General features: G+C 63.9%; 27 protein-coding genes. 10 read left to right on the top strand and 17 right to left on the bottom strand.

Going from position 1 to position 25,007, the window contains the following annotated elements; translation table 11 throughout:
- Positions 1-45: 45 nt before the first annotated feature.
- From BMW89_RS19150 to BMW89_RS19140, 3 genes are all read left to right on the top strand, one after another.
- A complete protein-coding gene (locus tag BMW89_RS19150) occupies positions 46-1,827 on the top strand; it encodes a NirA family protein (RefSeq protein ID WP_177196168.1) in 1,782 nt (593 codons plus the stop codon).
- Positions 1,824-3,431 (top strand): sulfite reductase subunit alpha, encoded by a 1,608-nt coding sequence (locus BMW89_RS19145; RefSeq protein WP_092028567.1) that lies wholly within the window; start codon positions 1,824-1,826, stop codon positions 3,429-3,431. Before BMW89_RS19150 ends, BMW89_RS19145 begins: the two co-directional genes overlap by 4 nt.
- Positions 3,432-3,645: 214 nt before the next feature.
- The gene (locus tag BMW89_RS19140; RefSeq protein ID WP_014495196.1) at positions 3,646-3,798 is read left to right on the top strand and encodes a hypothetical protein; all 153 of its coding nucleotides are present in this window, start codon (positions 3,646-3,648) and stop codon (positions 3,796-3,798) included.
- A 112-nt stretch (positions 3,799-3,910) separates the two neighbouring features.
- On the opposite strand, the gene BMW89_RS19135 is transcribed toward BMW89_RS19140, so the two are convergent.
- From BMW89_RS19135 to pxpB, 3 genes are read right to left on the bottom strand one after another with little or no spacing between them, the layout of a single operon-like run.
- Positions 3,911-4,681 (bottom strand): LamB/YcsF family protein, encoded by a 771-nt coding sequence (locus tag BMW89_RS19135; RefSeq protein WP_092028566.1) that lies wholly within the window; start codon positions 4,679-4,681, stop codon positions 3,911-3,913.
- 31 nt (positions 4,682-4,712) lie between these two features.
- Entirely contained in the window at positions 4,713-5,750 is a 1,038-nt protein-coding gene (locus BMW89_RS19130) for a 5-oxoprolinase subunit C family protein (RefSeq protein WP_092028565.1), read from the bottom strand.
- Positions 5,747-6,478 carry a 5-oxoprolinase subunit PxpB gene (gene pxpB, locus BMW89_RS19125; RefSeq protein WP_092028564.1) on the bottom strand — a complete coding sequence of 244 codons (732 nt, stop codon included), beginning with the start codon at positions 6,476-6,478 and terminating at the stop codon, positions 5,747-5,749. Before pxpB ends, BMW89_RS19130 begins: the two co-directional genes overlap by 4 nt.
- A gap of 246 nt (positions 6,479-6,724) precedes the next feature.
- Here pxpB and BMW89_RS19120 point away from each other — a divergent pair, with 246 nt between their 5' ends.
- Entirely contained in the window at positions 6,725-7,423 is a 699-nt protein-coding gene (locus tag BMW89_RS19120) for a ribonuclease activity regulator RraA (protein WP_092028563.1), read from the top strand.
- Positions 7,424-7,469: 46 nt separating this feature from the next.
- Positions 7,470-7,874 carry a (R)-mandelonitrile lyase gene (locus BMW89_RS19115; protein WP_092028562.1) on the top strand — a complete coding sequence of 135 codons (405 nt, stop codon included), beginning with the start codon at positions 7,470-7,472 and terminating at the stop codon, positions 7,872-7,874.
- Between the two features lie 70 nt (positions 7,875-7,944).
- Here the strand turns inward: BMW89_RS19115 and BMW89_RS19110 are convergent, their stop codons facing one another.
- The 5 genes from BMW89_RS19110 to BMW89_RS19090 all read right to left on the bottom strand — a co-directional run bounded on the left by BMW89_RS19110 (position 7,945) and on the right by BMW89_RS19090 (position 12,672).
- A complete protein-coding gene (locus tag BMW89_RS19110) occupies positions 7,945-8,295 on the bottom strand; it encodes a hypothetical protein (RefSeq protein WP_092028561.1) in 351 nt (116 codons plus the stop codon).
- Between the two features lie 97 nt (positions 8,296-8,392).
- The gene (locus BMW89_RS19105; RefSeq protein WP_143062793.1) at positions 8,393-10,183 is read right to left on the bottom strand and encodes a glycosyltransferase family protein; all 1,791 of its coding nucleotides are present in this window, start codon (positions 10,181-10,183) and stop codon (positions 8,393-8,395) included.
- A 128-nt stretch (positions 10,184-10,311) separates the two neighbouring features.
- Positions 10,312-11,202, bottom strand: a complete 891-nt coding sequence (locus BMW89_RS19100) for a DUF2147 domain-containing protein (protein WP_092028559.1) — start codon at positions 11,200-11,202, stop codon at positions 10,312-10,314.
- 191 nt (positions 11,203-11,393) lie between these two features.
- Positions 11,394-11,888, bottom strand: coding sequence for a hypothetical protein (locus BMW89_RS19095; protein WP_092028558.1), 495 nt, complete (start codon positions 11,886-11,888; stop codon positions 11,394-11,396).
- Position 11,889: 1 nt separating this feature from the next.
- A complete protein-coding gene (locus tag BMW89_RS19090; RefSeq protein ID WP_092028557.1) occupies positions 11,890-12,672 on the bottom strand; it encodes a transporter substrate-binding domain-containing protein in 783 nt (260 codons plus the stop codon).
- Positions 12,673-12,799: 127 nt separating this feature from the next.
- Here BMW89_RS19090 and BMW89_RS19085 point away from each other — a divergent pair, with 127 nt between their 5' ends.
- Positions 12,800-13,297, top strand: a complete 498-nt coding sequence (locus tag BMW89_RS19085; RefSeq protein ID WP_092028905.1) for a DUF1993 domain-containing protein — start codon at positions 12,800-12,802, stop codon at positions 13,295-13,297.
- Here BMW89_RS19085 and BMW89_RS37960 read toward each other — a convergent pair whose 3' ends face one another.
- The 6 genes from BMW89_RS37960 to BMW89_RS19055 all read right to left on the bottom strand — a co-directional run bounded on the left by BMW89_RS37960 (position 13,298) and on the right by BMW89_RS19055 (position 19,421).
- Positions 13,298-13,792 carry a hypothetical protein gene (locus BMW89_RS37960; protein ID WP_177196167.1) on the bottom strand — a complete coding sequence of 165 codons (495 nt, stop codon included), beginning with the start codon at positions 13,790-13,792 and terminating at the stop codon, positions 13,298-13,300.
- A 170-nt stretch (positions 13,793-13,962) separates the two neighbouring features.
- Entirely contained in the window at positions 13,963-14,952 is a 990-nt protein-coding gene (locus tag BMW89_RS19075) for a hydroxyacid dehydrogenase (protein WP_092028556.1), read from the bottom strand.
- 34 nt (positions 14,953-14,986) lie between these two features.
- On the bottom strand, positions 14,987-16,087 hold the full coding sequence (locus tag BMW89_RS19070) for an ABC transporter ATP-binding protein (RefSeq protein WP_092028555.1): 1,101 nt from the start codon (positions 16,085-16,087) through the stop codon (positions 14,987-14,989).
- A gap of 6 nt (positions 16,088-16,093) precedes the next feature.
- Positions 16,094-17,005 carry a carbohydrate ABC transporter permease gene (locus tag BMW89_RS19065; RefSeq protein WP_092028554.1) on the bottom strand — a complete coding sequence of 304 codons (912 nt, stop codon included), beginning with the start codon at positions 17,003-17,005 and terminating at the stop codon, positions 16,094-16,096.
- A complete protein-coding gene (locus BMW89_RS19060; RefSeq protein ID WP_092028553.1) occupies positions 17,005-17,943 on the bottom strand; it encodes a carbohydrate ABC transporter permease in 939 nt (312 codons plus the stop codon). Before BMW89_RS19060 ends, BMW89_RS19065 begins: the two co-directional genes overlap by 1 nt.
- Positions 17,944-18,080: 137 nt before the next feature.
- Positions 18,081-19,421 (bottom strand): ABC transporter substrate-binding protein, encoded by a 1,341-nt coding sequence (locus BMW89_RS19055; RefSeq protein ID WP_092028552.1) that lies wholly within the window; start codon positions 19,419-19,421, stop codon positions 18,081-18,083.
- Between the two features lie 488 nt (positions 19,422-19,909).
- Between BMW89_RS19055 and BMW89_RS19050 the strand changes: the two genes are divergently transcribed.
- Positions 19,910-20,713 carry a Spy/CpxP family protein refolding chaperone gene (locus tag BMW89_RS19050; RefSeq protein WP_092028551.1) on the top strand — a complete coding sequence of 268 codons (804 nt, stop codon included), beginning with the start codon at positions 19,910-19,912 and terminating at the stop codon, positions 20,711-20,713.
- Positions 20,714-20,824: 111 nt separating this feature from the next.
- Complete coding sequence (locus BMW89_RS19045; protein ID WP_092028550.1) at positions 20,825-21,202, top strand: response regulator; 378 nt, start codon at positions 20,825-20,827, stop codon at positions 21,200-21,202.
- 81 nt (positions 21,203-21,283) lie between these two features.
- Here BMW89_RS19045 and BMW89_RS37955 read toward each other — a convergent pair whose 3' ends face one another.
- The 3 genes from BMW89_RS37955 to glk all read right to left on the bottom strand — a co-directional run bounded on the left by BMW89_RS37955 (position 21,284) and on the right by glk (position 22,925).
- Positions 21,284-21,439: a hypothetical protein gene (locus BMW89_RS37955; RefSeq protein ID WP_177196166.1), complete on the bottom strand. Its 156-nt coding sequence runs from the start codon at positions 21,437-21,439 to the stop codon at positions 21,284-21,286.
- 147 nt (positions 21,440-21,586) lie between these two features.
- Complete coding sequence (locus BMW89_RS19040) at positions 21,587-21,790, bottom strand: hypothetical protein (protein ID WP_092028549.1); 204 nt, start codon at positions 21,788-21,790, stop codon at positions 21,587-21,589.
- Between the two features lie 148 nt (positions 21,791-21,938).
- Positions 21,939-22,925, bottom strand: coding sequence for a glucokinase (glk, locus tag BMW89_RS19035; protein WP_092028548.1), 987 nt, complete (start codon positions 22,923-22,925; stop codon positions 21,939-21,941).
- 268 nt (positions 22,926-23,193) lie between these two features.
- Between glk and pncA the strand changes: the two genes are divergently transcribed.
- Entirely contained in the window at positions 23,194-23,820 is a 627-nt protein-coding gene (gene pncA, locus BMW89_RS19030) for a bifunctional nicotinamidase/pyrazinamidase (protein WP_092028547.1), read from the top strand.
- 17 nt (positions 23,821-23,837) lie between these two features.
- Positions 23,838-24,953: an alpha/beta fold hydrolase gene (locus tag BMW89_RS19025; RefSeq protein ID WP_092028546.1), complete on the top strand. Its 1,116-nt coding sequence runs from the start codon at positions 23,838-23,840 to the stop codon at positions 24,951-24,953.
- Positions 24,954-25,007: the final 54 nt, after the last annotated feature.

The raw sequence follows: 25,007 nt of genomic DNA, 5'->3' as shown, positions 1-25,007 counted from the left end.
TCCGTCGATACCACCCAGGTGGCCGCAGGAGCTTCGTTACCGACCATGAAACTCGAAACAGTCTCAGTCGACTTCACCGACGAGCAGAAACGCTATCTCGAAGGCTTCACGAGCGGCTTGCAAATCAGCCGCGTCGGTCGCGGTCTTGGCGGCGGTGCCGGCAAGGCGAATGCCGAGCCCACCGGCCCCGATGCCCTGCACATCAAGGCGCAGGACAAGGTCATCGCGTCCGGCAAGAAGCTCAACGACCAGGAAAAAATCAAGCGCGACGAGCATCCGTTCGATGCCTATCCGCGGCTGCGCCAGCAGGCGGCCGACAATTCGCCGCCGAGCCCTGCGGATAATTTCCGCTGGCGCTATTACGGCATCTTCTATGTCGCGCCGACGCAGGATTCCTACATGTGCCGGCTGCGGATTCCGAACGGGATCATGAAGCACTGGCAGTTGTCCGGCCTTGCCGATCTCGCCGACGATCTCTGCGGTCCCTACAGCCATGCCACCACGCGCGCCAATCTCCAGCTGCGCGAGATCCCGCCGAAGAACGCGATTCTGCTGATCGAGGGCATCCAGGACCTCGGCCTGTGCTCGCGCGGCTCCGGCGCCGACAACATCCGCAACGTGACGGGAACGCCGACGGCAGGCATCGACCCGCAGGAGCTGATCGATACGCGCCCCTATGCGCGCGAGTGGCACTACCACATCCTCAACGATCGCACGCTCTACGGGCTGCCGCGCAAGTTCAACGTCGCCTTTGACGGCGCCGGCAAGATCGCGGTGCTGGAGGAGACCAACGACATCGCCTTCACCGCGTTCGAGGTGAAGGACGGATTTGGTGTCGAGCCCGGCATCTGGTTCCGCCTCGGTCTCGGTGGCATCACCGGGCACAAGGATTTCGCAAAATACTCCAACATCATCGTCAAGCCGGAGCACGCGACTGCCGTCGCCGACATGATCGTGCGCGTGTTCATCGAGCACGGCGACCGCACCAACCGCAACAAGGCGCGGCTGAAATACGTGCTCGACGCCATGGGCCATGACGGTTTCCTCAAGCTGGTCGAGGAGCGGCTGAAGACGCCGTTCACCCGCGTGCCCGAAGAGGCATTTCTGCCGCGGCCTGTCGCCGATCGCATGGCGCATATCGGCGTGCACAAGCAGAAGCAGGACGGGCTGAACTGGATCGGCGTGTCGCTGACGCTCGGCAAGATCAGCTGCGATCAGATGCGGGGTCTGGCCAAAGTCGCGCAGGACCTCGGCGACGGCGAGATCCGCCTGACCGTCTGGCAGAACCTGCTGATCTCAGGCGTGCGCGACGAGAATGTCGAGCTCGCCATTGCTGCCATCAAGCAGATCGGGCTCGCGGTCGAGGCCTCGCATATCCGCGCCGGCCTGATCGCCTGCACCGGCAACGCCGGCTGCCGCTTCGCCGCGTCCAATACCAAGCGCAACGCCGCCGAGATCGGCGACTGGTGCGAGCCGCGCGTCGAGATGGACAAGCCGGTCAACATCCACGTCACCGGCTGCCATCACTCCTGCGCCCAGCATTACATCAGCGATATCGGCCTGATCGGCGCGCGCGTGCCGATCAATGAAGACGACACGGTGGAGGGCTATCATCTCTTCACCGGCGGCGGGTTCGGTCCCGATGCGGACGTCGGGCAGGAGGTCTATCACGACCTCAAGGCCGAAGACGCGCCGAAGACGGTCGAAGGACTGCTCAAGGCCTACATCGCCCATCGCTCGTCACCCGACGAGACCTTCCTGTCCTTTGCGCGCCGCCATGACGGCGAGACGCTGCGCAAGCTTGCCGATGCACAGGTGTCCGCATGAACCAGATCACACCCCCGCCGAAACTCGACATCATTCCCGCCAGCGCGCCGTTCTCCGATGCGCAGCGCTCCTGGCTGAACGGCTTCTTTGCCGGACTGCTGTCGCCTGATGTCGCAACGCCGCTATCGGCGGAGCAGGGCGCGGCCGTCATGCAAGCCGGTGACGGCGACGACGGTGAATCGCCGTGGCACGACCAGACCATGCCGATCGCCGACCGGATGAAGCTCGCCGAAGGCCGCCCCGTCCGTCGCAAGATGATGGCGGCGATGGCGCAGCAGGATTGCGGCCAGTGCGGCTACAATTGCAACGATTATTCGGAGGCGATCGCGGGCCGCAGCGAAGCGCGGCTCAACCTCTGCGTTCCCGGCGGCAAGGAAACCGCGCGGATGCTGAAGTCGCTGTACGAAGATCTCGACAAGGCGCCGGCGGCCAAGGCGCCCGACAAGGCGGATGCGGTGGCGGCCCCCGCGGTGACGGTGACGATCGCCGAGCCCGGCCGCTCGCGCGACAACCCTGTCGCCGCGACCTTCCTGTCGCGCCGTCTTCTCAACAAGGGGAAGTCGGAGAAGGAAACCTATCACGTCGAGTTCGACCTCTCCGAGAGCAAGCTCGATTATGTGGTCGGTGACTCCTTTGGCGTGTTCGCACGCAACGAGGTCGGCCTCGTCGACCAGATCATCGCGCTGCTGGGCGCCTCCCACACCACCAAAGTCAACGGAAAGACGCTGCGCGAGGTGCTGATCGACGACGTCTCGTTGTCGCCGGCGCCCGATACGCTGTTCGAGCTGCTCTCCTTCATCACCGGCGGCGCGCAGCGCGAGAAGGCACGGTCGCTGGCGCAGGGCGAGGATCCCGATGGCGATGCCGCGACGCTCGACGTCATGGCGGCGCTGCAGAAGTTTTCGGGCACGCGACCGCATCCCGAAGCCTTCGTCGAGGCGCTTGAGCCGCTCCAGCCGCGGCTCTACTCGATCTCGTCGTCGCACAATGCGACGCCCGGAAAGCTGTCACTGACGATCGACTCGGTGCGTTACATCATCGGCAAGCGTAAGCGCCTCGGCGTCGCCTCGACTTTCCTCGGCGAACGCATCAACGAGGGCGACAAGCTCAAGGTCTATGTGCAGAAGGCTCACGGCTTCGGGCTGCCGGAGGACCCGAAGATTCCTGTCATCATGATCGGCCCCGGCACCGGCATTGCGCCGTTCCGCGCCTTCCTGCACGACCGCAAGGCGACCGGCGCGCCCGGCAAGAACTGGCTGTTCTTCGGCCACCAGCGCAGCGATTGCGACTTCTTCTACCAGGACGAACTCAACGCCATGAAGACGTCAGGTCAGTTGACGCGATTGTCGCTGGCCTGGTCGCGCGACGGCGACAAGAAGTTCTACGTGCAGGACCGCATGCGCGAGGTCGGTCGCGAATTATGGACCTGGCTCGCCGAGGGCGCGCATCTCTACATCTGCGGCGATGCCAAGCGCATGGCCAAGGACGTCGAGCGTGCGCTGGTCGACATCGTCGCCCAGTTCGGCGCGCGTTCGACGGATGAAGCCGTCAGTTTTGTCGCCGAGCTTAAGAAGACCGGCCGCTTCCAGGCTGACGTGTACTAAGCTCCGAGTCCGGGCTGTCATCCCGCCGTCATCCGAGCCGGTTCCAACTGGCTCGGATCTTAACGAATAAGATTCTCGGAACCCTTGCGTGAGGAGAATTTGCGCCTGCAATGCGGCGCCTTCAGAGAAGGCGCATCGCTATTTCCGCCGGCGTCTTGCCAGCTACCCGGGTCGATCCTTCATAATCCCGCAAATGGGGCGTTGGAGATCGACCATGCGCGAACTATCGGCGGAAGCCAGGCTGCACTTCTACGCACGCTCGCTCTCGCGTCGGACCGGGGCGAGCATGCATCATGTTGGCCTCTACAGCGCGTTCGCCGTCATCGCCGCGATCGTGTTCGGCACGCTTTCGGTGCACCCGTTCTAGCTTGACCGCGTAGGGTGGGTTAGCCGAAGGCGTAACCCACCAACTTCGTCCGGCATTCGCTGAAGCATGGTGGATTACGCTTCGCTAATCCACCCTACGGCACCCGTTCTGATCACACCCGGCGCTTGAACGGCGCGACCTCGATCCCAGCATCCTTCAGCGCCTGACGCAGGCTCCGCGCAATATCAACGGCACCATGCGTATCGCCGTGGATGCAGACCGTATCCGTGCGCATCTTGATGACCTTGCCCGTCACCGAGACCACAGCGCCATCCTGCACCATGCGCACGACGCGATCTGCGATCGCCTTGGCATCGTGCAGCACCGCGCCGGGCTTCTTGCGCGAAACGAGATTGCCGTCGTCCTCATAGGCGCGGTCGGCAAACACCTCGTGCACCAGCGGCAGATTGGCGTCCTCGCCGGCCTTCACCAGCTTCGAATTGGCGAGCACGACGAAGATCAGGCTCGGATCAACCGCCTTGATGCCGGCGGCGATGGCCTTGGCCGTCATATCGTCCTCGCAGGCAACATTCGAGAGCGCGCCGTGTGCCTTTACATGCGTGACCTTGTGGCCGGCCGCAGTCGCAATCGCCTGCAGCGCGCCGATCTGGTAGGCGACGAGGTTCTCGATCTCGGAAGATTTCAGGCCCGCAATCGGATGACGGCCGAAGCCGTGCAGGTCGCGGTAACCGGGATGGGCGCCGACCGAGACGCCGCGCGCTTTCGCGAGCTCCACCGTCCGTCGCATGATGTCGGGGTCGCCGGCATGAAAACCGCAGGCAACGTTGACCGAGCTCGCAAGGTCGATCATGGCGGCGTCGTTGCCCATCTCCCACGCGCCGAAACCTTCGCCGAGGTCGCAATTGAGATCGACTGTCTTCATGGTTGCTCTCCGCGTCTGGTCGTCTTGAGGTTTACGGCTCCGCCGTGACCTGCCAGGTCCCGGCGTCCACAGCGCTCACCGCATAGCCCGCAACGTTGGCATCGCTGAGCGCCTCGATGTTGAGCTCGACGGTGTCGGAGGAACGCAGGCGATCGGGCAGGTTCTTGATCGCTTGCGCGAATTTGCGTGCCTCGTCCTGCGCCGCGGCCATGGTGACAGCCTCGAAGCGGAACGCCGTTCCCGCCGTGGTCTGCGCGAGGCGGCCGACATCAGCCGTGATCACGGTTGCGATCTTGGGATAACCGCCGGAGGTGCCGCGGTCCATCATCAGCGCGATCGGCGCGCCGTTGCCGGGCACCTGGATGCTGCCGTTGACGGTGCCGTCGGAGACGATGTTGTGGCCGTGCAGATGTTTGATGGCGGGGCCTTCGAGCCGGTAGCCCATGCGGTCGGAGGTCGCTGAGATCTTCCACTCGCTGTCGAGGAACAGCGCCTTGTTGGCGTCGTCGAACTCGTCGTCTTGCGGGCCCAGCAAGACGCGGATTGGGCCTGTCGAAGGCTTCAGCAATTCAATGCGCAACTCCGGCGCGCCGCTCGCGGCATCGACAGTGAATTCATCGCCGGCCTGGAGCGGGCGCGGGTAGGGGCTGCCAAGCCCTGCGCGGGCGTTCACCGCGAGGCTGCCGAACACCTGCTCGCCTTTGATCCCGCCTTCGATCGCCAGATAGGTGAACGCGCCGCCGCGGGCAAAGCCCAGCGTCAGCGTCTCGCCGTCCTTGAGCGTCACCGAATTGTCCATGGCCACGGGCTTGCCGGCAATGTCGGCATTGCGCGGCGCACCGGCAATGGCGACGCGCACGGCGCCGTCCTTGGCTGTGAACGTGGCGCCGAACGGGCCGATCTCGATCACGGCTGCGAACGGCTCGTTGCCGACCAGCGTGTTCGCAGCCGCCAGCGACAGACGGTCCATCGCACCGCTGACCGTCAGGCCGTATCGCTGCGCGCCGAACCGGCCGCCGTCCTGCACGGAGCTTGCGGGTCCGATGCTGGCGATCACAAGCCGGCTCATGCGGTCACCTGCTCGGCGATGATCTCGCCGGCCTCGGCGGCGCGGTCCAGTTCCTCGAAGGTCTTGTGGTCGATGGCGAAAAACGTCACGCGATCACCGGGTTCGGTCAGGAAGGTCGGATTCCGGTGGAGCTGATAGGTTCTGACAGGCGTGCGGCCAAGCAGGTGCCAGCCACTCGGGGCGGCCAGGCACTGGATGCCGGCCTGGATACCGCCGATCGAGATCGTGCCTGATGGTGTGAACAGCCGTGGGCTCTGCCGCCGCGACATCTGCAGGGATTTGTCGAGGCCGCTGAGATAGGACCAGCCCGGCGTGAAGCCGATCATGGCGACGCGATAGTCGCCACCGGTGTGGCGGGCGATGATGTCGTCGGGCGTGGTGTTCAACGCCTTGGCGACGTCCTCCAGATCGATGCCATGCTCGCCGCCATAGGCCACCGGAATGCGCCAGCGCCGTGCTTTCGTGGCCGGGGGCAGCGGCTGGATTGCAGTCGGAACCAACTTTTCGCCAAGCGCATCGAAGCCAATCTTGCCGGGATCGTAGTGCACCAGCAGCGAGCGATAGGTCGGCACGGTCTCGGTGATGCCGTCGATGGGGTTTGCCGCGAGCGCCTTGTCGAGCGCGAGCACGCGCTCATTGGCGGCGTCGTCGATGGTGCGGCTGAACTCGACCGTGACGGCACTGTCGCCACTGGGCAGAAGGCGGGGCGGGGGAAGCGTCGCGGCCATGAGCTGTCGAAACGGGCCTTGAGGAATGCGGGGCTCGACCTTGAGTTCCGCTTTGTCCCTGCTTCGCGTAAATGCGCCCGCAAGTCCAATAAATTAATGCTGGGGCAAGCGATAAAGCCTTGTTATCGTGCCGCATAACGGCCTTGCGGACCTGCGTTATTGCCGGCCCTTTGGCCCTTGACGCAACGCGTGCGGCTCGCAAGATGCGCGCGTTCTTTCCCGCCCATCCGGAGCTCGTTCTCGTCCATGTCGCTGTCCCCCGAAGCCCGCAAGACCCTCGCCGGCATCACCACTGCCACCATCACCACGGTCCTGCTGAAGAAGGGCCTGCGCAACATCTGGATGCGCGGCGCGCGTCCGCTGCGTCCAGGCATGCCGCGCCTGGTGGGACCGGCCTTCACGCTGCGCTTCGTGCCGGCGCGCGAGGATCTGGCGACGCCGGAATCCTGGTCGTCGCCGATCTCGACCCGCACTGCGATCGAGGCGATGCCGGAAGGCTGCATCGCCGTGGTCGACGCCATGGGCATCACCGATGCCGGCATTTTTGGCGACATCCTCTGCGCCCGCATGATGAAGCGCGGCGTCACTGCGCTCGTCACCGACGGCGTGGTACGTGACGTCGAGGGCACGCTCGGCACCAATCTTCCTGTGTGGTGCGATGGCTATGCCGCGCCGCCTTCCGTTGCGGGCCTCACCTTCGTCGGCTGGGGCGAGCCGATCGGCTGTGGCGGCGTCGCCGTGTTCCCCAACGACATCGTTGTCGCCGACCAGGACGGCTGCGTGCTGATCCCGCAGGCGATGCTCGAGCACGTGCTCAATGAGGGCGTCGAGCAGGAACGGATGGAAGCCTGGATCGTCAACGAGGTGAAAAACGGCGCCGCGCTGCCGGGCCTCTATCCCATGAACGCCGAAACCAAGGCGCGCTACGCGGCCAGCAAGAAGTAACAGGCCACAAAACAGGCAAGAAAACCGGCAAGGAAACGAGGACCCCATGGAAATCACCGTCGCAGGCACGCGGCCGACCCGCCGCGCGCCCAAGGAACACTTCACCGGCACCGTGTTGCAGGATCCCGTGATTATGGCGCCCGCGCCGGCACGGCTGAACTGCTCGCGCGTCTCGTTCGAGCCGGGCGCGCGCACCAACTGGCATCATCACCCGCTCGGGCAGACGCTGTATGTGATTTCGGGCGTTGGCCGCGTCCAGACCAAGGGCGGGCCGGTGCAGGAAATCCGTCCCGGCGACACCGTCTGGATTCCGCCGGGCGAGTTGCACTGGCACGGCGCTTCGCCGAACAATAGCATGTGCCATATCGCCATGCAGGAAGCGCTCGACGGCGTGTTCTCGACCTGGCTCGATCCGGTGACGGACGCAGATTACGGCGCGGCACTGGGCTAGTTCTCGTGCCCCGGACAAGACGCATCGCCTTCTGGCGATGCGTTGCCGATCCGGGGTGCAGGGAGAGAACTCACATCCGCTCCGCCGTCCACGTTCCCGTGCACATGGTGCCGCGCCAGGTGCCGGAGCCGGAGGTGCCGCTGAGTCGACCGAAGCCAACCGCGCGCTTGATGCCGGTGCTCAGGGTGACGTTGATGCTGCCGGCATCGGCCACGCGGCCGGACGCTGTCACCATCGCATTGCTCGACGCGATCTGACCGTTGTTGATGCCGATCGAGACCGTCGAGCCGTTGCCGCAGGTGTCGCTCGAGGATGAGATGCGGACATTCCAAGCGCCGTCAAAGGTACTGGCGCTGGCCTGCGCGGCCGGCAACGCGATGGCGACGATGGTTGCTAACAGACACTTGCGAAAGCCGTTCATGACGAGCCCCTGCGGTTGAATCTGCGAGCACCTTGTCATGGGCTTGGAGCGGTCGATGTGAGAGCGGTCACGTCCCGGGAGGCCTCTGTGAGGTGGCTCACCCTCGCACCCGAGTCAGCAGCCGGGAGAGCAGGCCGGCGTTCTCAGGTTCGGGTGGTGATGGCTCCTGCTCGACCGCTTGCTCGATCGCGCTCGTGGAGCCTTCCGCCACCTCGGCAATCGACAGCTTGCAAACACCCAACCCGAGCATCCGCTTGTCGTGGCTCAATCCCTCGGCAAAGGGCGAGCTCGCGCCTTCGATTTCGAAGGAAAAGTTCAAGACCGCTTCAAGATGCCCGGGAGCGGGAAGCGGCGCCGAGAACCAGCGCGGTTGACCGCCCTGTGCTTCCGCGGGCGTGAATGTCCACTCGGTTATTTGCCTATCGCCGCAGTGGACGCGGACACTCACGCCCTCATGATTCTGCCGCGGCAAATGGGCGAAGGCGAAAGCATTCAGGAAAAGTTGCCTGTCCGGTTTCGCGCCGAGTTTCACCGACAGTTCAGCGCGGCTGCCGATGGTCCATGTGCCCCATTGTTCGGTTTCGCTCCAGCCATTCCCCACGAAGCCGCGTGAATCGAGTGCATCGCTGAAATTGATCTCGTCGCCAATCTGGTAACCCGGCTCCATGTCGGGCGAGGTCCGGGAGAGGGACATCATGGTTTCGATAAATCGCCGCAAACCGGTTTCCTCCGCGAGGCGCGGAGCGAGTTGTTGTGCAGCGGAAGCGAGTTGGTGCGAGTGCTGAAGGCCCTCCAAGATGATTTCAGCCAGTGTTTGCGCCGAATGGTCAGCAAACGACAGGCCGACGCCGTAGCCCTCCGCGATCTTCTCGGCCATCCAGGTGCCATCAGGCACGATCACGGGCTTGCCCAGACTGGCGGCCTCCGTGAAAACGCCGGAGGTCAGAAACCGATAAGGCTGGGCTTCGTATGCCAGCATCACCAGCGTAGATCGCGCGAGATTGCCAAAGTACTCCGCCATGGTCGCCTGCAACGGAAGGATTTCGACGAGAGGACGATCGACCAGATCGAGGGCGGCCATTGTTTCGGCGATGTCGCCGGCAGGCTTGATCAGAAATCTTGCGGTGGGTTCGACAGCGTGGACGCGCTTGATCGCTTCGCCGAGATTGGTCAGGCATATGCCTGACCTGCCGTTGACGTGCACATAGACGGTCGGGCCGCTCGCTTCCGTCGCCTGCGTCGTATCGGGCGGCCTGCCGAAATGATGCTGCATCATGAAGGAACGCCGGCGAAGCACGCGGGCTACCGAGCGCGCTTTGGCCTTCGAGTTCACCAGGAAGAACACGCAGTCTCGGCCTGGCATATCGGCGAGATCGGCCGACGCCAGCCGGTAAAAGGCCGCGCGAGGCTTGAATCGCCCGGTGTCGAGGTCCGTCAATTCGTCCCCGATGATGCGGAAGAACACAGCGGGACGCTTGTCGTCCGGCCGCTCCGAGAGCCACCTGCCGATACCGCGGATGAGGATCGGGTGTCCTCGCGGGAAGTAGATGATGTCGGATCTATCAAGACCTTCCGCATCCAGCCAGGCGCGCAGCGGAGCAAAAAAACGGGCGGTGTCCGCGAATGTCGCCGTCGAGAACACGAAGTTCTCGGCGTTGACCTCGAACGCAGGGAGCATGTCCAGCACACGCTCCGCACCGATTTCCGCCGCAATGCGTTCGTCGGTCGCGCGCGGCACCAGGATCCGGGGCGTCAGGCCGATACTCAGACTTTCGTTCTTGAAATGCAGAAGCTCGTTGAACGAGTGGCCCGAAACACCGAAGGCCGCAAATCCCGGAATGACGATCCTGGGCACGGCGGGGGTGTTTCGAGGGGGCGGCAAAGTCATCACGGGTCTCGACAAACGCGCGTGCGTTTGTCGACCTGTACGCTAATCGCCGGGGCTCAGGAAGATATCTGTCAGGTTGCCACCGCGAACGGGTGTTCGCAAATCGCCTCGTGCGTGTGAGTCCGAACTCAGTTCAGCCTCGTCCACGTCTGCCCGCCGCAGAACATGCCGCCAAAGGCGCAGCCCTGCACCCGCAGCCGGTCGGTGCCCTTCAGCGTGACCGTGGAATCATAGGTCGAGCCGTTGTTGGGGTCGAGGATGCGGCCGGACCATTTCTGTTCCTTGTTCTGGTCCTTGGCCGGCTTCATGTTGATCAGGACCTGCTCGCCGTTCTGGTTCGATTTGCTGTCGACCGAATAGCCGCAGAGATTGGCTCCGCATTGCTCGATGCGGACCTTGCCTTCCTTTTCCTCGGTGAGCCACACGCCAAGCGGTGAATTGAGATCGCGCGTGGCGGCCGCTGCGGGAGCCGGCGGGGCAATGGCGGCTGCCTGGACGGGGGCAGGGGCCGGAGCTGGTGGAAGCGGCGGCGCCGGGGGCGCGGCAGCCACGGTCGGGGCTGCCGGCGGCGGCGGTGCGGGCGGTACCGCGGCGACCGTCGGGGCAGCGCTTGGAGCGGGTTGAGGCGGCGGCACAAGGGCCTCCTCGGCCGGCGCATTGTTTGCGCTAGTGGCCGGAGGTGCCGGCGGAGCAGGAGGCGCCACGGCCACGGGAGCTTGGGCAGGAGCCTGCTCGGCCACCGGAGGCGCGGCGACAGGTGCGGGGGGCGGTGCAGGATTGGCCGGCTGTTGCGGGTCGACCTTGGCCTGTTGCGGGTCTGCCTTCGGAGCGCCGCCCTTGGCGTCGCTCTTGGCCTTCCTGGCCTTGCCCTGGCCGGTGTTGTCGTAGACGCCGGGGATCGACACTGTGCCGCGGTCGGGATCGATCCGGATGGTGCGCCCGCCATAGTCGAAGCTGTACTGCGCTTGCGCTGCGGTGCTCGCCAAAAGGAATGCGACCGTGGCCAACAGCTTCCTCATCTTGCATCTCCTGAACAAGGTGGTCCCCGCGCCGACGCTTACGCCCCGGTTCGAACGCAGAAAGTGATCTAGATCACTGTTGTCCGTATGAGTCGTCCTCCCTCGGGTTCGGGTTCAATAACGCCGAACTGGGTTCACAGTTGGGCGAGGCGGTCCGGTGCGACCAGCCGCCGCGAGGTGAGCTCCGCCGGCTACTTCTCCCGACAGCGCGCCTCCGCGGCCTGCTCGGCACGGGCGAGGGCGGCCTCGTTGGCCTTGTCGGCGTGGATCTCGACCGCACCAAAGAGGCAGGCCTTCTCGCCATTGATCGCGAAAACCGAGAGCTCCTGGATTTCGCGCTCATCGTCATCCGGCCGGCGCCAGGTTCGGATCACGGCGGCTTTCGGGACACCGGAGCGCACGATCCATTGCACCTTGTCGCCGAAGGCCTTGCCGCCGCCGCGCCATTGCGCCGTCGGTCCCTGCACCTTCTCGATCGAACGCTTTGGTGCGATCGTGAGCGAGACGATGTTGCCTTCGTCGGTGAAGCGGACGACGTAGTCGGCCGGTCCAGGGCAGGTCCACAGGCCAAATTCAGCCTTGGATTGGTCCTTGCAACCCGGCCCGCTCGCTGGCGTGAAAATGGGCTGTCCTAACGCGCTGCCGGCAATTGCGAGCGCGGCCGCGAGCACCAATTTCCTCCGCATCTTAGTCGAACCAGGCGGCGTAAATCTTCTTGTAGCTGCCATCTTCCATCGAGATGTGCAGCCACTGGTCGACGAAGGCCTTCAGCGCCATGTCGCGCTGGAGCCAGTAGGCCTTCTCGGAGAAGTCGAACGGTTTTTCCGGATGCACCGCGCAGAGCACGCCTGAATGCTGCTTCTGCTGGTAGCGGGTCTCGGAGGCATCCGTCATCATCAGATCGGCATTGCCCTTGGCGATCTCGTCGAAGATCACGGTGTTGTCGGGGAAGACGGTGATGTCGGCCTCCTTGACGTTGGCGCGGGCGAAGCGCTCGTTGGTGCCGCCGGGATTGACGATGATTCGGGTGCCCTTCTTGTCGATGTCGGCGAGCGTCTGGTACTTGGCCGTGTCGGCGCAGCGCGCGATCGGCGTCTTGCCCTCGCGCATGATCGGCATCGAGAAGAAGCCCTTCCTCTGCCGGTCGAGTGTAACCGAGACGCCGCCCATGGCGATGTCGAACTGGTCGGCCTCAAAATCCTTCATCAGTTTCGGCCAGGCCGTCGGCACGTATTCGACCTTGACGCCGAGCGCCTTGCCGAGGGCTTCGGCCATGTCGACGTCGAAGCCGCTGAATTGCTGGGTGGTCTTGTCCAGATAGGTGAAGGGCTTGTAGTCGCCGGTCATGCCGACGCGCAGAGTGCCGCGCTTCATGATATCGTCGAGGCGCGAGGGCGCCGCCTGCTGCGCGTGGGCCGAAAGGCTTGCCAGCAACACCACGGCCAAAGCCGCCAGGATTCGAACGGTCATTCGAACGATCATCTCTTCTCCACCCAAGCCCGAGCTGTCATTGTGCAGCACTTGAGACTTGGATTTAGACCAGATGCCCGCCGCTGGCGAGGCGGAATTGAAAGGAAGCCCTCAGGTGACGATCTCGATGTACGAGGCCTCGGTCGGCCTCTTCGTGCCTTACCTGCGCAACATGTCCGTCCTGCTCGACAAGGGCGTGGCCTATGCCGAGGCCCGCAAGTTCAACCCGAACGTCCTGCTGGGGATGCGCATGGCGCCGAACATGTATGATCTGGCGCAGCAGATCGGCGAGGCCTGCCGCCACGCCACCGTCGCGCCGGCCCTGCTGGCGCAGTGCGAGCCGGTGGCGCTGCCGGTGCTGGAGCACGACATGGCCGGGCTTCAGGCGCGGATTGCGACGTCGATCGAATTCATTGAGAGCCTGCCGCGCGCCGAGATCGATGCGTCAGCGGAGCTGAAGGTCTTCTTCAGGCTCAAGAACGGCACCGAGATGCCCTTCACCGGGCGGACGCTGCTGCTCACCAACAGCGTCCCGCAGTTCTTCTTTCACGTCACGACAGCCTACGATTTGTTGCGGCACGCAGGCGTCGAGCTCGTGAAGAAGGATTTTCTGGGCAGGAAGTAATTACGCTTCGCCCTTGCGTTCGTAGTCGGCGAGCGAGCTGCGGCCGGAGATCTCGCTGCGCAGCAGCTCGAAGCGATGGTGTGCTTCGTCCGCGTGAGCGTCGGCGAAATGGACGGCGGCCTCGCTCGTCATGGGGCCGCTGACCACGGGCGTGGATTGCTCGCCGATGGTCTCGTGGACGTAGTACTGGCCATCATCGCCGCGATGCACCGTCCATTTGAGGCGGATCGCCACCATGGGCCCGGGGCCGACCTTGCTGTAACCGTCGGCATCGGTGTGATCAGGCACAAGCGGCTGCTCATCGACCACGGGATGCTCGTGCTCGTTGACCTCCAGGTGCTCGCCGGCGGCCTGATGCTCATCAGTGACGTGCTCATCAGCGACCGCCGTCTCGGTCTCGGCCTCGCTGTCACGAACGACGAGAGCAGGCTCGGGGTGCTCCAAAATGCTGGCGATAGCCGCCAGCGTTTGGTCGGTCGGGTCGATCTCTGACAAGGGTCCATCCTCCAGCTCGACGCGGCCGGCAAGTCTGTCCCACTGCCGCCGCGGCTGGGCTTATTACGCGGGTTTGATTAAGGCTGAGTTGGGGCTCGATCTGCACCAAAATGGGACGCATTCTGGCGTTCCGAAGGCGGGCGGATGAGGCCGCCCGGCCTTCGGTCGGCTCAGCCCAGCACGTCCTGATTGATGATGTTCTGCCGGATGGGATCGCCGTCCAGAACGCTCAAAATGTTGCGCGCGGTCTGCTCGCTCATACGCTGGACCGCCTCGACGGTGACGCCCGCAACATGCGGGGCCATGATGACGTTGGGCAGCGCGAACAGAGCATTGCTGACCGGCGGCGGTTCCACCTCGAACACGTCGATGCCGGCGCCGGCGAGTTTTCCGGACGTCAGCGCGTCGTACAGCGCCGCTTCCTTCACGATGCCGCCACGCGCGGTGTTGATGAGATAGGACTTCGGCTTCATCCGGCCGATCCTGTCAGCGTCGAACAGGCCGATCGTCTCCGGCGTCTTCGGGCAGTGGATGGTGACGAAATCCGCGTTGGGCAGAGCGGCGTCGAGATCAGCGACGGGCTCGCAGCCGGCCGCCTTGATGTCGGCGGCGGGTTTGTAGGGATCGTAGACCTGCACCTTCATCTCCATCGCCTGGCAACGCTTGGCGGTGCGGGTGCCGATACGGCCGAAGCCGATGATCAGCACGGTCTTGCCGTAGAGATCGAACGGCAGCATGCCGAGCCGGTTGGCCCATTGGCCGTCCTTGACGCAGGCGTGCATCTCCTGCGCGCGCTTGGCGAGCGTCAGCATCATGAACAGCGCCTGCTCGGCGACCGAGGGCGAGTTGGCGCTGCCGGCAACCATCAGCGGCACCTTGCGGCGGGAGAGGGCAGGCACGTCAACGGCGTCGTAGCCGACGCCGATGCGGGTCACCACTTTCATGTCCCCGGACGCTTCAAGCTCGGTCTCGCCGAACGCGGTGGCGCCGAGCGCCACGCCATGGACCGGCGCATGGCTTTTCAGCAGGGCCTCAAAATCCTTGGCCGAGATCAGGTTGGGAAACTCGACGAGCTCGATATCGTCCCGCTGGGTGAGAAGGGCGCGTGCCCCCTGCGACAAAGTTTGTGTAACGAAAATCTTCTTCTTGTTGGTCGCCATTGCTCCCCGCCTGCTTGCGTTTCTTGGACCGGCATCACAGCACGACACCGGTCTCATCGTTTAGCAGGTGCATGTTGTTGAGGTCCATCGCCAAACGCATGGGAGCCCCGTCCGCAGCGCCTGCGTTGGGATCGACGCGGCCGCAGACGGGCGTGCCGTCGAGCCCGAAATAGACCAGCGTCTCCATCCCCATTGGCTCGGTGACGTCGAGCACGGTGTCGAAGGTCTCGACGCCGGGCTCCAGATGCGCATGCCACTCCGTGAGGTGCTCGGGCCGGATGCCGAGCAGCAGCTTCTCGCTGCGCGGCAGCGCGTTGTAGCGGGCGGCGCGAGCCGGCGGCAGCGGGAAGGCGATACGGTCTGTGAGACGAATCTGAACTGTGCCGGCAACGTCCTCGAGCCGGCACGGGATGAAATTCATCGCGGGCGAGCCGATGAAGCCGGCGACGAAGCGCGTTGCCGGCTTGTGATAGAGCTCGTTAGGCGTACCGATCTGCTCGATGCGGCCCTTGTTCATGACGACGACGCGGTCAGCCAATGTCATCGCCTCGACCTGGTCGTGGGTGACGTAGACCGTGGTGGTGCGCACCTTCTGGTGCACCTTCTTGATCTCGATCCGCATCTGCACGCGCAGTTTTGCGTCGAGATTGGACAGCGGCTCGTCGAACAGGAAGACTTTGGGATTACGCACGATGGCGCGCCCCATCGCGACGCGCTGGCGTTGGCCGCCGGAGAGCTGCTTCGGCTTGCGATTGATCAGGTCGGTAATGTCGAGCAGGCGGGCGGCTTCAGTCACCCGCGCGTTGATCTCGGCCTTGGGATAGTGCTTCAGCCGCAGCCCGAACGACATGTTCTCCGCGACGGTCATGTGCGGATAGAGCGCGTAGTTCTGGAACACCATGGCGATGTCGCGGTCTTTCGGCGGCACGTCGTTGACGACGTCGCCGCCGATCATGATGTCGCCGTCGGTGATATCCTCGAGCCCTGCGATCATGCGCAACGTCGTCGATTTGCCGCACCCGGAGGGGCCGACCAGCACGATGAACTCATGGTCGGAGATATCGAGGTCGATGCCGCGCACGGCTTCGACATCGTCGTAGAGCTTGACGACCTTGCGCAACGTAACGTCAGCCATGAGACATCAACCCTTTGTCGCGCCGGCGGTGAGGCCGGCAATGTAGTAGTCCATCAGGAAGGCGTAGATGACCAGCGGCGGGGCCGCGCCGAGCAGCGCGCCGGTCATGATCTGCCCCCAGTTGAAGACGTCGCCCTTGATCAGGGTGGTGGTGATGCCGACCGGCAGCACCAGCTGATCGATGGATGTCGTGAACACCAGCGGATAAAGAAATTGGGCCCAGGACACCGTGAAGGCGAAGATGGTCGCGGCGATCAGCCCCGGCAGCGCCACGGGAATGAAGATTCGCGTCAGGGTCTGAAGCCATGAGGCGCCGTCGATGATGGCGGCTTCATCGAGCTCCTTCGGGATCGAGGCGAAATAGCCGATCATGATCCAGGTGCAGAACGGCACGGTCAGCGTCGGATAGATGAACACCAGCACGTACCATCGGTTGAGCAGGGTGACGCCGGTGAACTCCTGGATCACCGCGAGCATCTTGAACAGCGGAATGAACAGGAGGCTGTCCGGGACCAGGTAGGTGAGAAAGACGCCGGTCGCGAGCGTGGCAGAGCCCCAGAACTTCATCCGCGCCAGTGCGAACGCCGCGGGGATGCTGATCAGCATCGTCACGATCACGACGATGATCGAGATCATCGACGAGTTCCAGAAGAAACGCAGGAACTGGTTCGAGGTCAGCAGCTCGACATAGTTCGACAGAGTGGGATGAAACACCCACCACGGATTGGTCGCCGCCGAAATCTCCGCGCTGCTCTTGAGAGATGTGATCAGCATGTAGGCAGGCGGCGTCAGGAAGAAGATCGCGAACAGCACCAGGAAGAAGTAGGACCAGCGCAGCGCCCATGTCCGGTCCCGGCTCATGCTGCTGAGTTTGACCTTGCGCGTCGGTCCCGCCTTGTCGATTGCGAGCGTGCTCATCAGGCTTCGTTCCCACGTTTGTTGACATCGCGCAGGATGAAGATCGCGGCGACGGCGAGGATCGGCACCATGAACAGCGAGACGCAGGCGCCGAGCGGGATGTCGCTGCTCTGGATGCCGACCTGGAACGCCCAGGTGGCGAACAGATGGGTCCGATCGAGCGGGCCGCCGGAGGTGAGGATGCGCACAATGTCGAAATTGGCGAAAGTCACGATCAACGAGAACAGCGTGGTGATCGCGATGATGTTGCGCATCATCGGCAGCGTGATGTGCCAGATCTTCTGCCACCAATTGGCGCCGTCGATCGACGCCGCCTCATAGAGCTGATCGGGGACGGATTTCAGCGCGGCCAGATACATGATCAGGAAGAATGGCGCGCCGTACCAGACGTTGACCAGGATGACGGAGAAGCGCGCCCAGAAGGTGTCACCGAGCCACGGGATCGGACCGACACCGAAGAAGGAGAGCGTGTAGTTGAAGGCGCTATAGGAGGGATCGAACAACCACAGCCAGGCCAGCGTGCTCATCGCCGGCGGGATCACCCAGGGCACCAGCAGCATGCCGCGCCATTTGCGTTGCTTTTTGCCCGGAATGTTGTGGACGAAATGCGCGACGATGAAGCCGATCAGCGCCTTGAAGACCACGGCGGTAATCGCAAAAATGCAGGACTGCCTCACCACCATCCAGAACGTCTCGCGCTTGAACAGGAAGGTGAAATTGCCGAGGCCGACGAATTTCGTCATCGCCTTGTTCAGCGTCGCCAAATAGACCGAATAGAAGGCGGGATAGAGCACCAGCAGCACGATCAGCAGGATCAGCGGCAGCGTCAGGAAGAACGCCACGGTCGATTTGCGCCCGAGCACATTCTGGAGGCTGGCCCGCTTGCGCGGGCTCGCAGCACGGACGAGACGACCTTGCTCGACGACGATATCGGCCATGGCGTGAGCCTTTTTGCAGGGACTTGTAGAACGGCGAAGCCGGTACAGCGCTCGGCTTCATTCGGCATGCGGATCGATCGAGGGATGCCTCGGCGGCTCATGCGAGAGGGCATGAACCGCCATGGCACACACCCGGCTCAGGTCCGCATGAAGCCCTCGCACTCGCCCTCGGCCCAGGCGAGCGCCGTGTCCAGCTTTTCTCCTTGCGCGAAGCGCAACGCCATCTTGGTCAGCGTCGCCTGGAAATAGATCTGCTGCGCGATCTTGGGCGGTGCTGGTGACGCGGCGATCGACATCGTCTGCTGCTTGTAGGGGTCCGGATAGTGGAAGAGCGTGCCCTTCGGCGGCCCTTCCTCGGCCCAGGTCTTGAACTTCGTCATGTTCGCGTAGGCCGGGAGATCGTAGCCGCCGCTCGCCGCGACGAACTTCTCGATCGCCGCTGGCGAGGACAGGTGAACGAGCAAGCTCTTGGCCGCTTCCTTGTTCTTGCCAAAGGCCCAGACGCCCCAGAAGTAGGGCAGGAAGGGCGCAAAACGTCCTTTCGGACCGGAGGGGAAGCCGTGCGTCCAGCATTGCTCGGCGACCTGCGGTGCGTCGCGCTTGGCGACGGCCCAGGCGCTCGGTGGGTTCATGATCATCGCGCCACGGCCCGAGATCAGCCATTTGTTGTTGGAGGCGTCGTCCCAGGACGGCGCATCGGTCGGCAGCACGGCGATCAGCCTCTTGTAGAATTCGAGCGCCTGCCGCACCTCGTCGGTCTTGACGGTGACGTCGCCCTTGGCATTGACGAGTTCGGCGCCGAATGACTGGAAAATCGCGCCCGCCGTGTCGACGCTGTCGGTGGTCTCGCCGAGCCCGATGCCGAAGGGGAAGCCGGCCTTGTGGCAGGCTTCCGCCGCCTTCAGGAACGTCTCCAACGTCCAGTTGTCCGCCTTCGGCGGCGCGCCTGCTGGATACATTTCCTGAACGTCGATGCCCGCGTGCTTCTTCATCAAATCGATGCGCGAGCAGGGGCCCTTGATCTGGCTGCCCGGCGTTGCCGGCACCGCGAGCCATTTGCCACCCGACTGTCCGAGATATTTGACGGTGCCGTTCACTTCGCCGTTCTGCTTGATGAGCGGCTCCATGACGTCGTTGAGCGGCTCGAGATTCTCCGAATAGGCATGCGGCCACCAGCTCGGCATCTGAAGAATGTCGTGACCGGACTTGGCCTGGGCTTCGGCCGCCGCGGTGAGCTCGATCTTCTTGTTGTTGCTGGTGATGTAGTCGATCGAAACCTCGACCTTCTCCTTCTCGCCCCATTCCTTGACGAGGGCGGTGGAGGCATCGTTGGCGCCGGGCACCCAGTGGTCCCAGAAGCCGATCGAGAGTTTGCCGGCGGCGTAGGCGCCTCGGACATAGGGCGCCGCGATCAGCGCCGTGGAGGACATTGCAGTGGCAGCCACAAATTGACGTCGCGTCAGTGTCTTGCGTGACATCTCGTTTCCTCGCTTGGGTGTTTTATTGTTCTGGCGTTTCCTCTGGCATTTCGGAGTTCTTGTTTTTGATTTTGTCGTTCGGAGTTTCTTTTTGGCACCGTCGCCCCGGCGGCAAATCACGCGAGGCGCGGCAAATTGGTAGCGCGATCAGATCATGATTGATTGCGTCTGTCGAGAAATCCGAATGGCTATCGTCTAGAACTAACGTTGTGCCTGAGACCGCGGAGGGCCTCGCGCGTCGCGCGCCGGAGATGAACCGCGCGTTCTTCTTTTGCGACGCACACTTCGCGCGGGCCGGCCTGGAACGATCCGTGCGCAATTACGCCGCAGTTTCGAATAAGCCTGCATAACCGCTTCGCGCGAAAGACTTTTCGGGCGTGGACAGCGATTGACTGCGTCTGGACCTCGGAGTGGCGGAAACGATAGAGTTGCAACCGACGGGTGGCTCCCACCCCGACAGGCCAATCAGATCGATGATGGAGACCAGAATGATCAACCCGGCGCCGCCCGCGCGGCTTCACCTGCGGCGATGGATCGCGCTGGGCTCCGTGGTGGGATTGCTGCTCGGCGCAGCCGCGGTCGCGCATGCTCAGGGCCTCGTCAAGGGCGTTCAGGATGGCGCCGCAGCCGGGAACAAGGCGGCCGGGCCCGTCGGCGGCGTGCTGGGCGGCGCAATCGGCGGCGTGGTCGGTGTCTTCACCGGCGTGCTCGGCGTCAACAACAACAGCGGCAGCCAGCCGGCGCCGGCCGCCAAAGATGCGAGCAAGGACGCCAGCAAGGATTCCAAGCAGCCGGGCGCTGGCAAGGACAAGGATACCAAGAGTGCCAAGGAGAACGCAAAGGCGGGCAAGGGCGCCAAGGCGAGCAAGGAAGCCAAGAATGCGCCGCAGGAGAACAAGGACGTCCCCGTCCTCACCCAGGCCGGCGCGCCGCAACAGACCGCAGAGCAGATCGTTGCCAACAGCGATTCCTATATCGAGCGGATCAAGACGGAGTTGAACCTGACGCCCGATCAGGAGAAGCACTGGTTCGGCTTCTCGAGCGCTATGCACTACTTGGGGCACAATGGTGCAGAGCGGCTCAACCTGCGGGTTACCCGCGCCAAGCGGGATCCGCCTGATGACATCATCGAGCAGATGCGCAACGAATCGCAATTCCTGATCGACCGCGCCGCCGACCAGCGCAATGTCGCCGACGCCGCCGAGCCGCTTTATTCGAGCCTCGATGACAAGCAGAAGCAGGTCTTCGTCCAGGAGATGGTGCGCCTCAGCCACGAGCGCGGATTGGATTGATCAAGTTGAATCGGATGGCGGACGCCTGAATTAACGGCGCCCGCCACGAATTCGTGAATCCTCTCCGCAATTGGGGTATGATTAGCTTCGTACGCTGATTGCGGGGTTGATATGGCGGACAGACTCTCCGTTTTCCTGGTCGAAGACGAAGCCTTGATCCGGATGATGATGGCGGACATGGTGGAAGAGCTCGGCCACCACGTCGCCGCGGAAGCGGACAATGTTCGGGACGCGAGCGCCTTTGCGATGACCGCGCAATATGATTTCGCCATCCTCGACATCAATCTGAAGGGACTTTACGTCGATCCCGTCGCTGACCTGATCGAGCGCCGCGGCAAGCCGTTCCTGTTCGCCACCGGCTACGGGCCGGAGCTGCTGCCGTCCTTGCTCCGCCGCAGGCCGATCCTGCGCAAGCCGATTTCCCTCGATCAGCTCAAGGCAATGATCGACACGCTGTTTCCGGACGCGATCGCCAAGGTGCCTCACTGAGCGACGGCGCAACGCTGACATTATCAACGAAAATGGCCGCCCGTTCGGGGCGGCCACTTCACGGAAGAACTTGATGCGGTCTCAGATCAGGCCGGCGCTGAGATCGATGCCGCGCGCCATCAGGCCGAACGAGGCGACCAGGCCCACGCAGCAGAACAGCACGATGGTCTTGAAGGCAGAATCGGCAAAACGCGTTTCGACGGCAGCCGGCATCGCGGCGAGCGAAATCATGCTCATGTTCATTCCCCCCTTTGTGTTGATCCTGAATTGCATCAGGTGAGGGAACTTTTAGAGCAAAAAGTTTGACGCGAGCTTTCGAGGGATCGTTAACGCAATCGCAATCGCTTGCGTGTTCGCCGCGAGTGATGGGCGGTCCCGCAAGTCTCAGTTGCGGCCGTTCTTCAGCACGTTAGCGATTGTGTGCGCCGTCATGGCGGCGCGATCCGAGGCGCGCTGCGCGGCCAGCCGGTCACGCGCCTTTTCCTCGATCAAGAGCTCGATCAGCGCCTGCCGCTTGTCCTCGTCGTCCGCCTCGAGCAGCAGACGGTGATAGCGGTGATAGTCGAAACCCAGATCCTGCTTACGCATGCCACGCCCCCGCAACTACGCCACACACTGAGCGAATTGTTTCCCAACGGAAACAGTCGGGCAAGCACGATCCTGCGTGGAACCCCGCCTTCGGTGCAATCAGCTGTGCATAGTTAACGGACCGGACGACGTCAGAGCCGGCCGCGCCTCAATCCGGATTGTGGTCGGCGAACATCTTCAGGCCGACGAAGCTCGCATCGGGCTTGGTGACCAGCCGGGTCGGGATGTTGCGCAAATAGTCCTGGAAGCGTCCCTTGGCTTCGAAGCGCGCGCGAAAGGCCGAGGCTGCAAGGAACTCGGGGAAGCGCGGCACGATCCCGCCGGCGATGTAGACGCCGCCGCGGGCGCCGAAGGTCACCGCGAGATTGCCCGCGACGGAGCCGAGGACGGCGCAGAACATATCGAGCGTTGCGCGGCTGTGCGCACAACTGCCGTCCAGCGCCGCCTTGGTGATGGCGGCCGCGTCGCGGTGCGGCACCTCGGCGCCGTCGACCTCGGCCAGCGCTTCGTAGAGGCTTTGCAGGCCGGAGCCGGACAGTGCGCCGCGCTCGATGGAGACATGGCCGAAGCGCTTGCGCAAACATGCGATCACGCGCTCTTCGCGCTCGTTCTCCGCCGGCAGCGTCGCGTGTCCCGCTTCGGTGACGACGGCGAGCCGCGCGCCATGGCGCTCGACCAGGCAGGAGACGCCAAAGCCGGTTCCGGGTCCAACCACCAGCAGCGGTTCGCCGGGGAGGCCATCCTGACCGCCGAGCGGGATCAGATCGGCGGGCTCCAGGGCGGGCAGGGACCAAGCCACCACCTCGAAATCATTGAGCACATGGACGCTGTCGAAGCCGAGCGCCGGCTGAAGCTCGTTGCCGTCGATGACCCATGGGCTGTTGGTCATGACGCAGCGGTTGTTGGTCACAGGACCCGCGACAGCCAGCACGGCCCTTTTCGGCTGATCGCCATCGGCGCGGCGCGCGAGAACGTCGGCCATGGCTTCCCGGACGGTCGGGAAGTCGGCGACCTTCACATAGTCGATGGGGCCGAGCTGGTCGCCGCTGTCCGATTCGCCTTGGCTTAACGCAAAGCGCGCATTGGTGCCGCCGATATCGGCGAGAAGAATTTTGCCTGTCTTGCCGATACTCATGACCTTGTGGCTGCCGCGGCCATGCCGGCCTTCGGGAACCTTTCCTCCACTCCTGATCCGACCCGCAGTTTGCGGACGGCTCTGAGAATCCTCGCTTGATTGCCCCTAGTCAACACGGACGAAGCCAAACCGTTGCATCCTGACGATCGATGGCCGTTCGCGCGATATCGCCGCATGTCGTCGGTGTTGCGAAGCATCGCGGGAAGATCGACAATGGACTGAAGCGTTTCGGCGCCTGTCGCGCCGGACGGCTGAACAGGGCCTTGCAATGAAGATTTCCGACCGCGACGTGCTGCTGGTGATCGACGTGCAGAACGACTTCTGCACCGGCGGCGCGCTGGCGGTGCCCGGCGGCGAGAAGGTCGTGCCCGCGATCAACCGCATCGCCCAAAAATTCAGCAATATGGTGCTGACCCAGGACTGGCATCCGGGCGATCACGTCTCTTTCGCCCCGAACCATCCGGGCAAGCAGCCGTTCCAGACCATCGAGCTGGACTATGGCGCCCAGGTGCTCTGGCCAACGCATTGCGTGCAGGGCACGGCCGGCGCCGAATTCCACGAAGGGCTCGATGTCGCCAGGGCAAACCTCGTGGTGCGCAAGGGTTTTCGCCGCGGCATCGATTCCTATTCCGCGCTGTTCGAGAACGACCACCGGACGCCGACGGGCCTGCTCGGCTATTTGCGCGAGCGCGAGCTGAAGACCGTCTTCGTCGCGGGTCTCGCGCTCGACTTCTGTGTCCGCTTCTCGGCGGAAGATGCCCGCAAGGCCGGGTTCGAAATCGTGGTGATCGAGGATGCCTGCCGCGGCATCGATCTCGACGGATCGGTGGCCGCCGCGCATCGCAGTTTTGCCGAGCTCGGCATGTCGGTGATCAGCTTCGAGGCATTCTTGTGAGAGGTGCGAGATAGACCGTGGCGCAGAAGACAGGCAGACAGCTGGACGAAGCGGATCACGTCGCTGACGAGCCGCTGCTGTGGCCATTTGCGGCGGCGCGGCTCGCCATGGATGCCTGTTTCTGGTGGATGGAGCGGGGGACGCCCGAGCCCGGCGACAGTGGCCTGCCGTGGACGACGCCGAGCACGGTGGCGCTGGAGCTTGCGACCATGCGCCTGCGCGATTGCTCACGGGCGCGGTCGGGCCAGCCGGCGCTGGTCTGCGCGCCCTATGCGCTGCATCGGGCCTTGATCGCCGACTTCGCGCCCGGGCACAGCGTGGTGCAGTCGCTGCAAAATGGCGGCGTGGACCGGGTCTACCTGACCGACTGGCGCTCCGCCTCGCCTGACATGCGCTATCTCTCGATCGACAGCTATCTGTCCGATCTCAACGTCGCCATCGATGAGATCGGCGCGCAGGTCGATCTCGTCGGCCTGTGCCAGGGCGGCTGGCTGTCGCTGCTCTACGCGGCTCGCTTTCCCGCCAAGGTGCGTCGGCTGGTGCTGGTGGGCGCGCCGGTCGATTTATCGATCGACTCGGCAATGGCGCGGCTCGCCCGCAACGCTCCCGGCATGGTCTACGACCAGCTCGTGGCGCGCGGCGGCGGCAATGTCAGCGGCAAAGAGATGCTACGCGTCTGGTCGAAAACGCCAAGCCGCGAGGATATCGCTGCCGCTTTGCAGAAGGAGCTCTCGAACGAAGAGGGCGCGGCGCTGCTCGCGCGCTTCGAGCAATGGAACGTCGAGCCCCTCGATCTGCCCGGCACTTATTATCTGGAGATCGTCAACTGGATTTTCCGGGAGAACCGGATCGCCGTCGGCAACTTCATCGCGCTCGGCCGCCGGATTGACCTGAAAGACGTCAAGGCGCCGATCTTCCTGCTGGCCGGGCTCGATGACGATGTGGTGCCGGCGACGCAGGCGCTCGCCACATCAGGGCTTGTCGGCACGCCGCCGGCCTTCATGGCTGCGGCCTCCGAGCCGAGCAACCATCTCGGCCTGTTCATGGGCGCGCGGACCCACGCGCAGGCCTGGCCGCGGATTGCCCATTGGCTGCGGGACGATCTGTCCGGCGTGCTCGCCCGCAGCGCCTGACCGACGCGCAAATCCGTTATGCATGACGGCGGATGGCCTGCACGGGGCGAGGTC

Origin of the sequence: Bradyrhizobium sp. OK095 (genome assembly GCF_900109945.1) — a bacterium.
Taxonomy (GTDB): domain Bacteria; phylum Pseudomonadota; class Alphaproteobacteria; order Rhizobiales; family Xanthobacteraceae; genus Bradyrhizobium.
The sequence above is the reverse complement of the archived record's forward strand: the minus strand, read 5'-3'. Positions and strand labels throughout refer to the sequence as shown.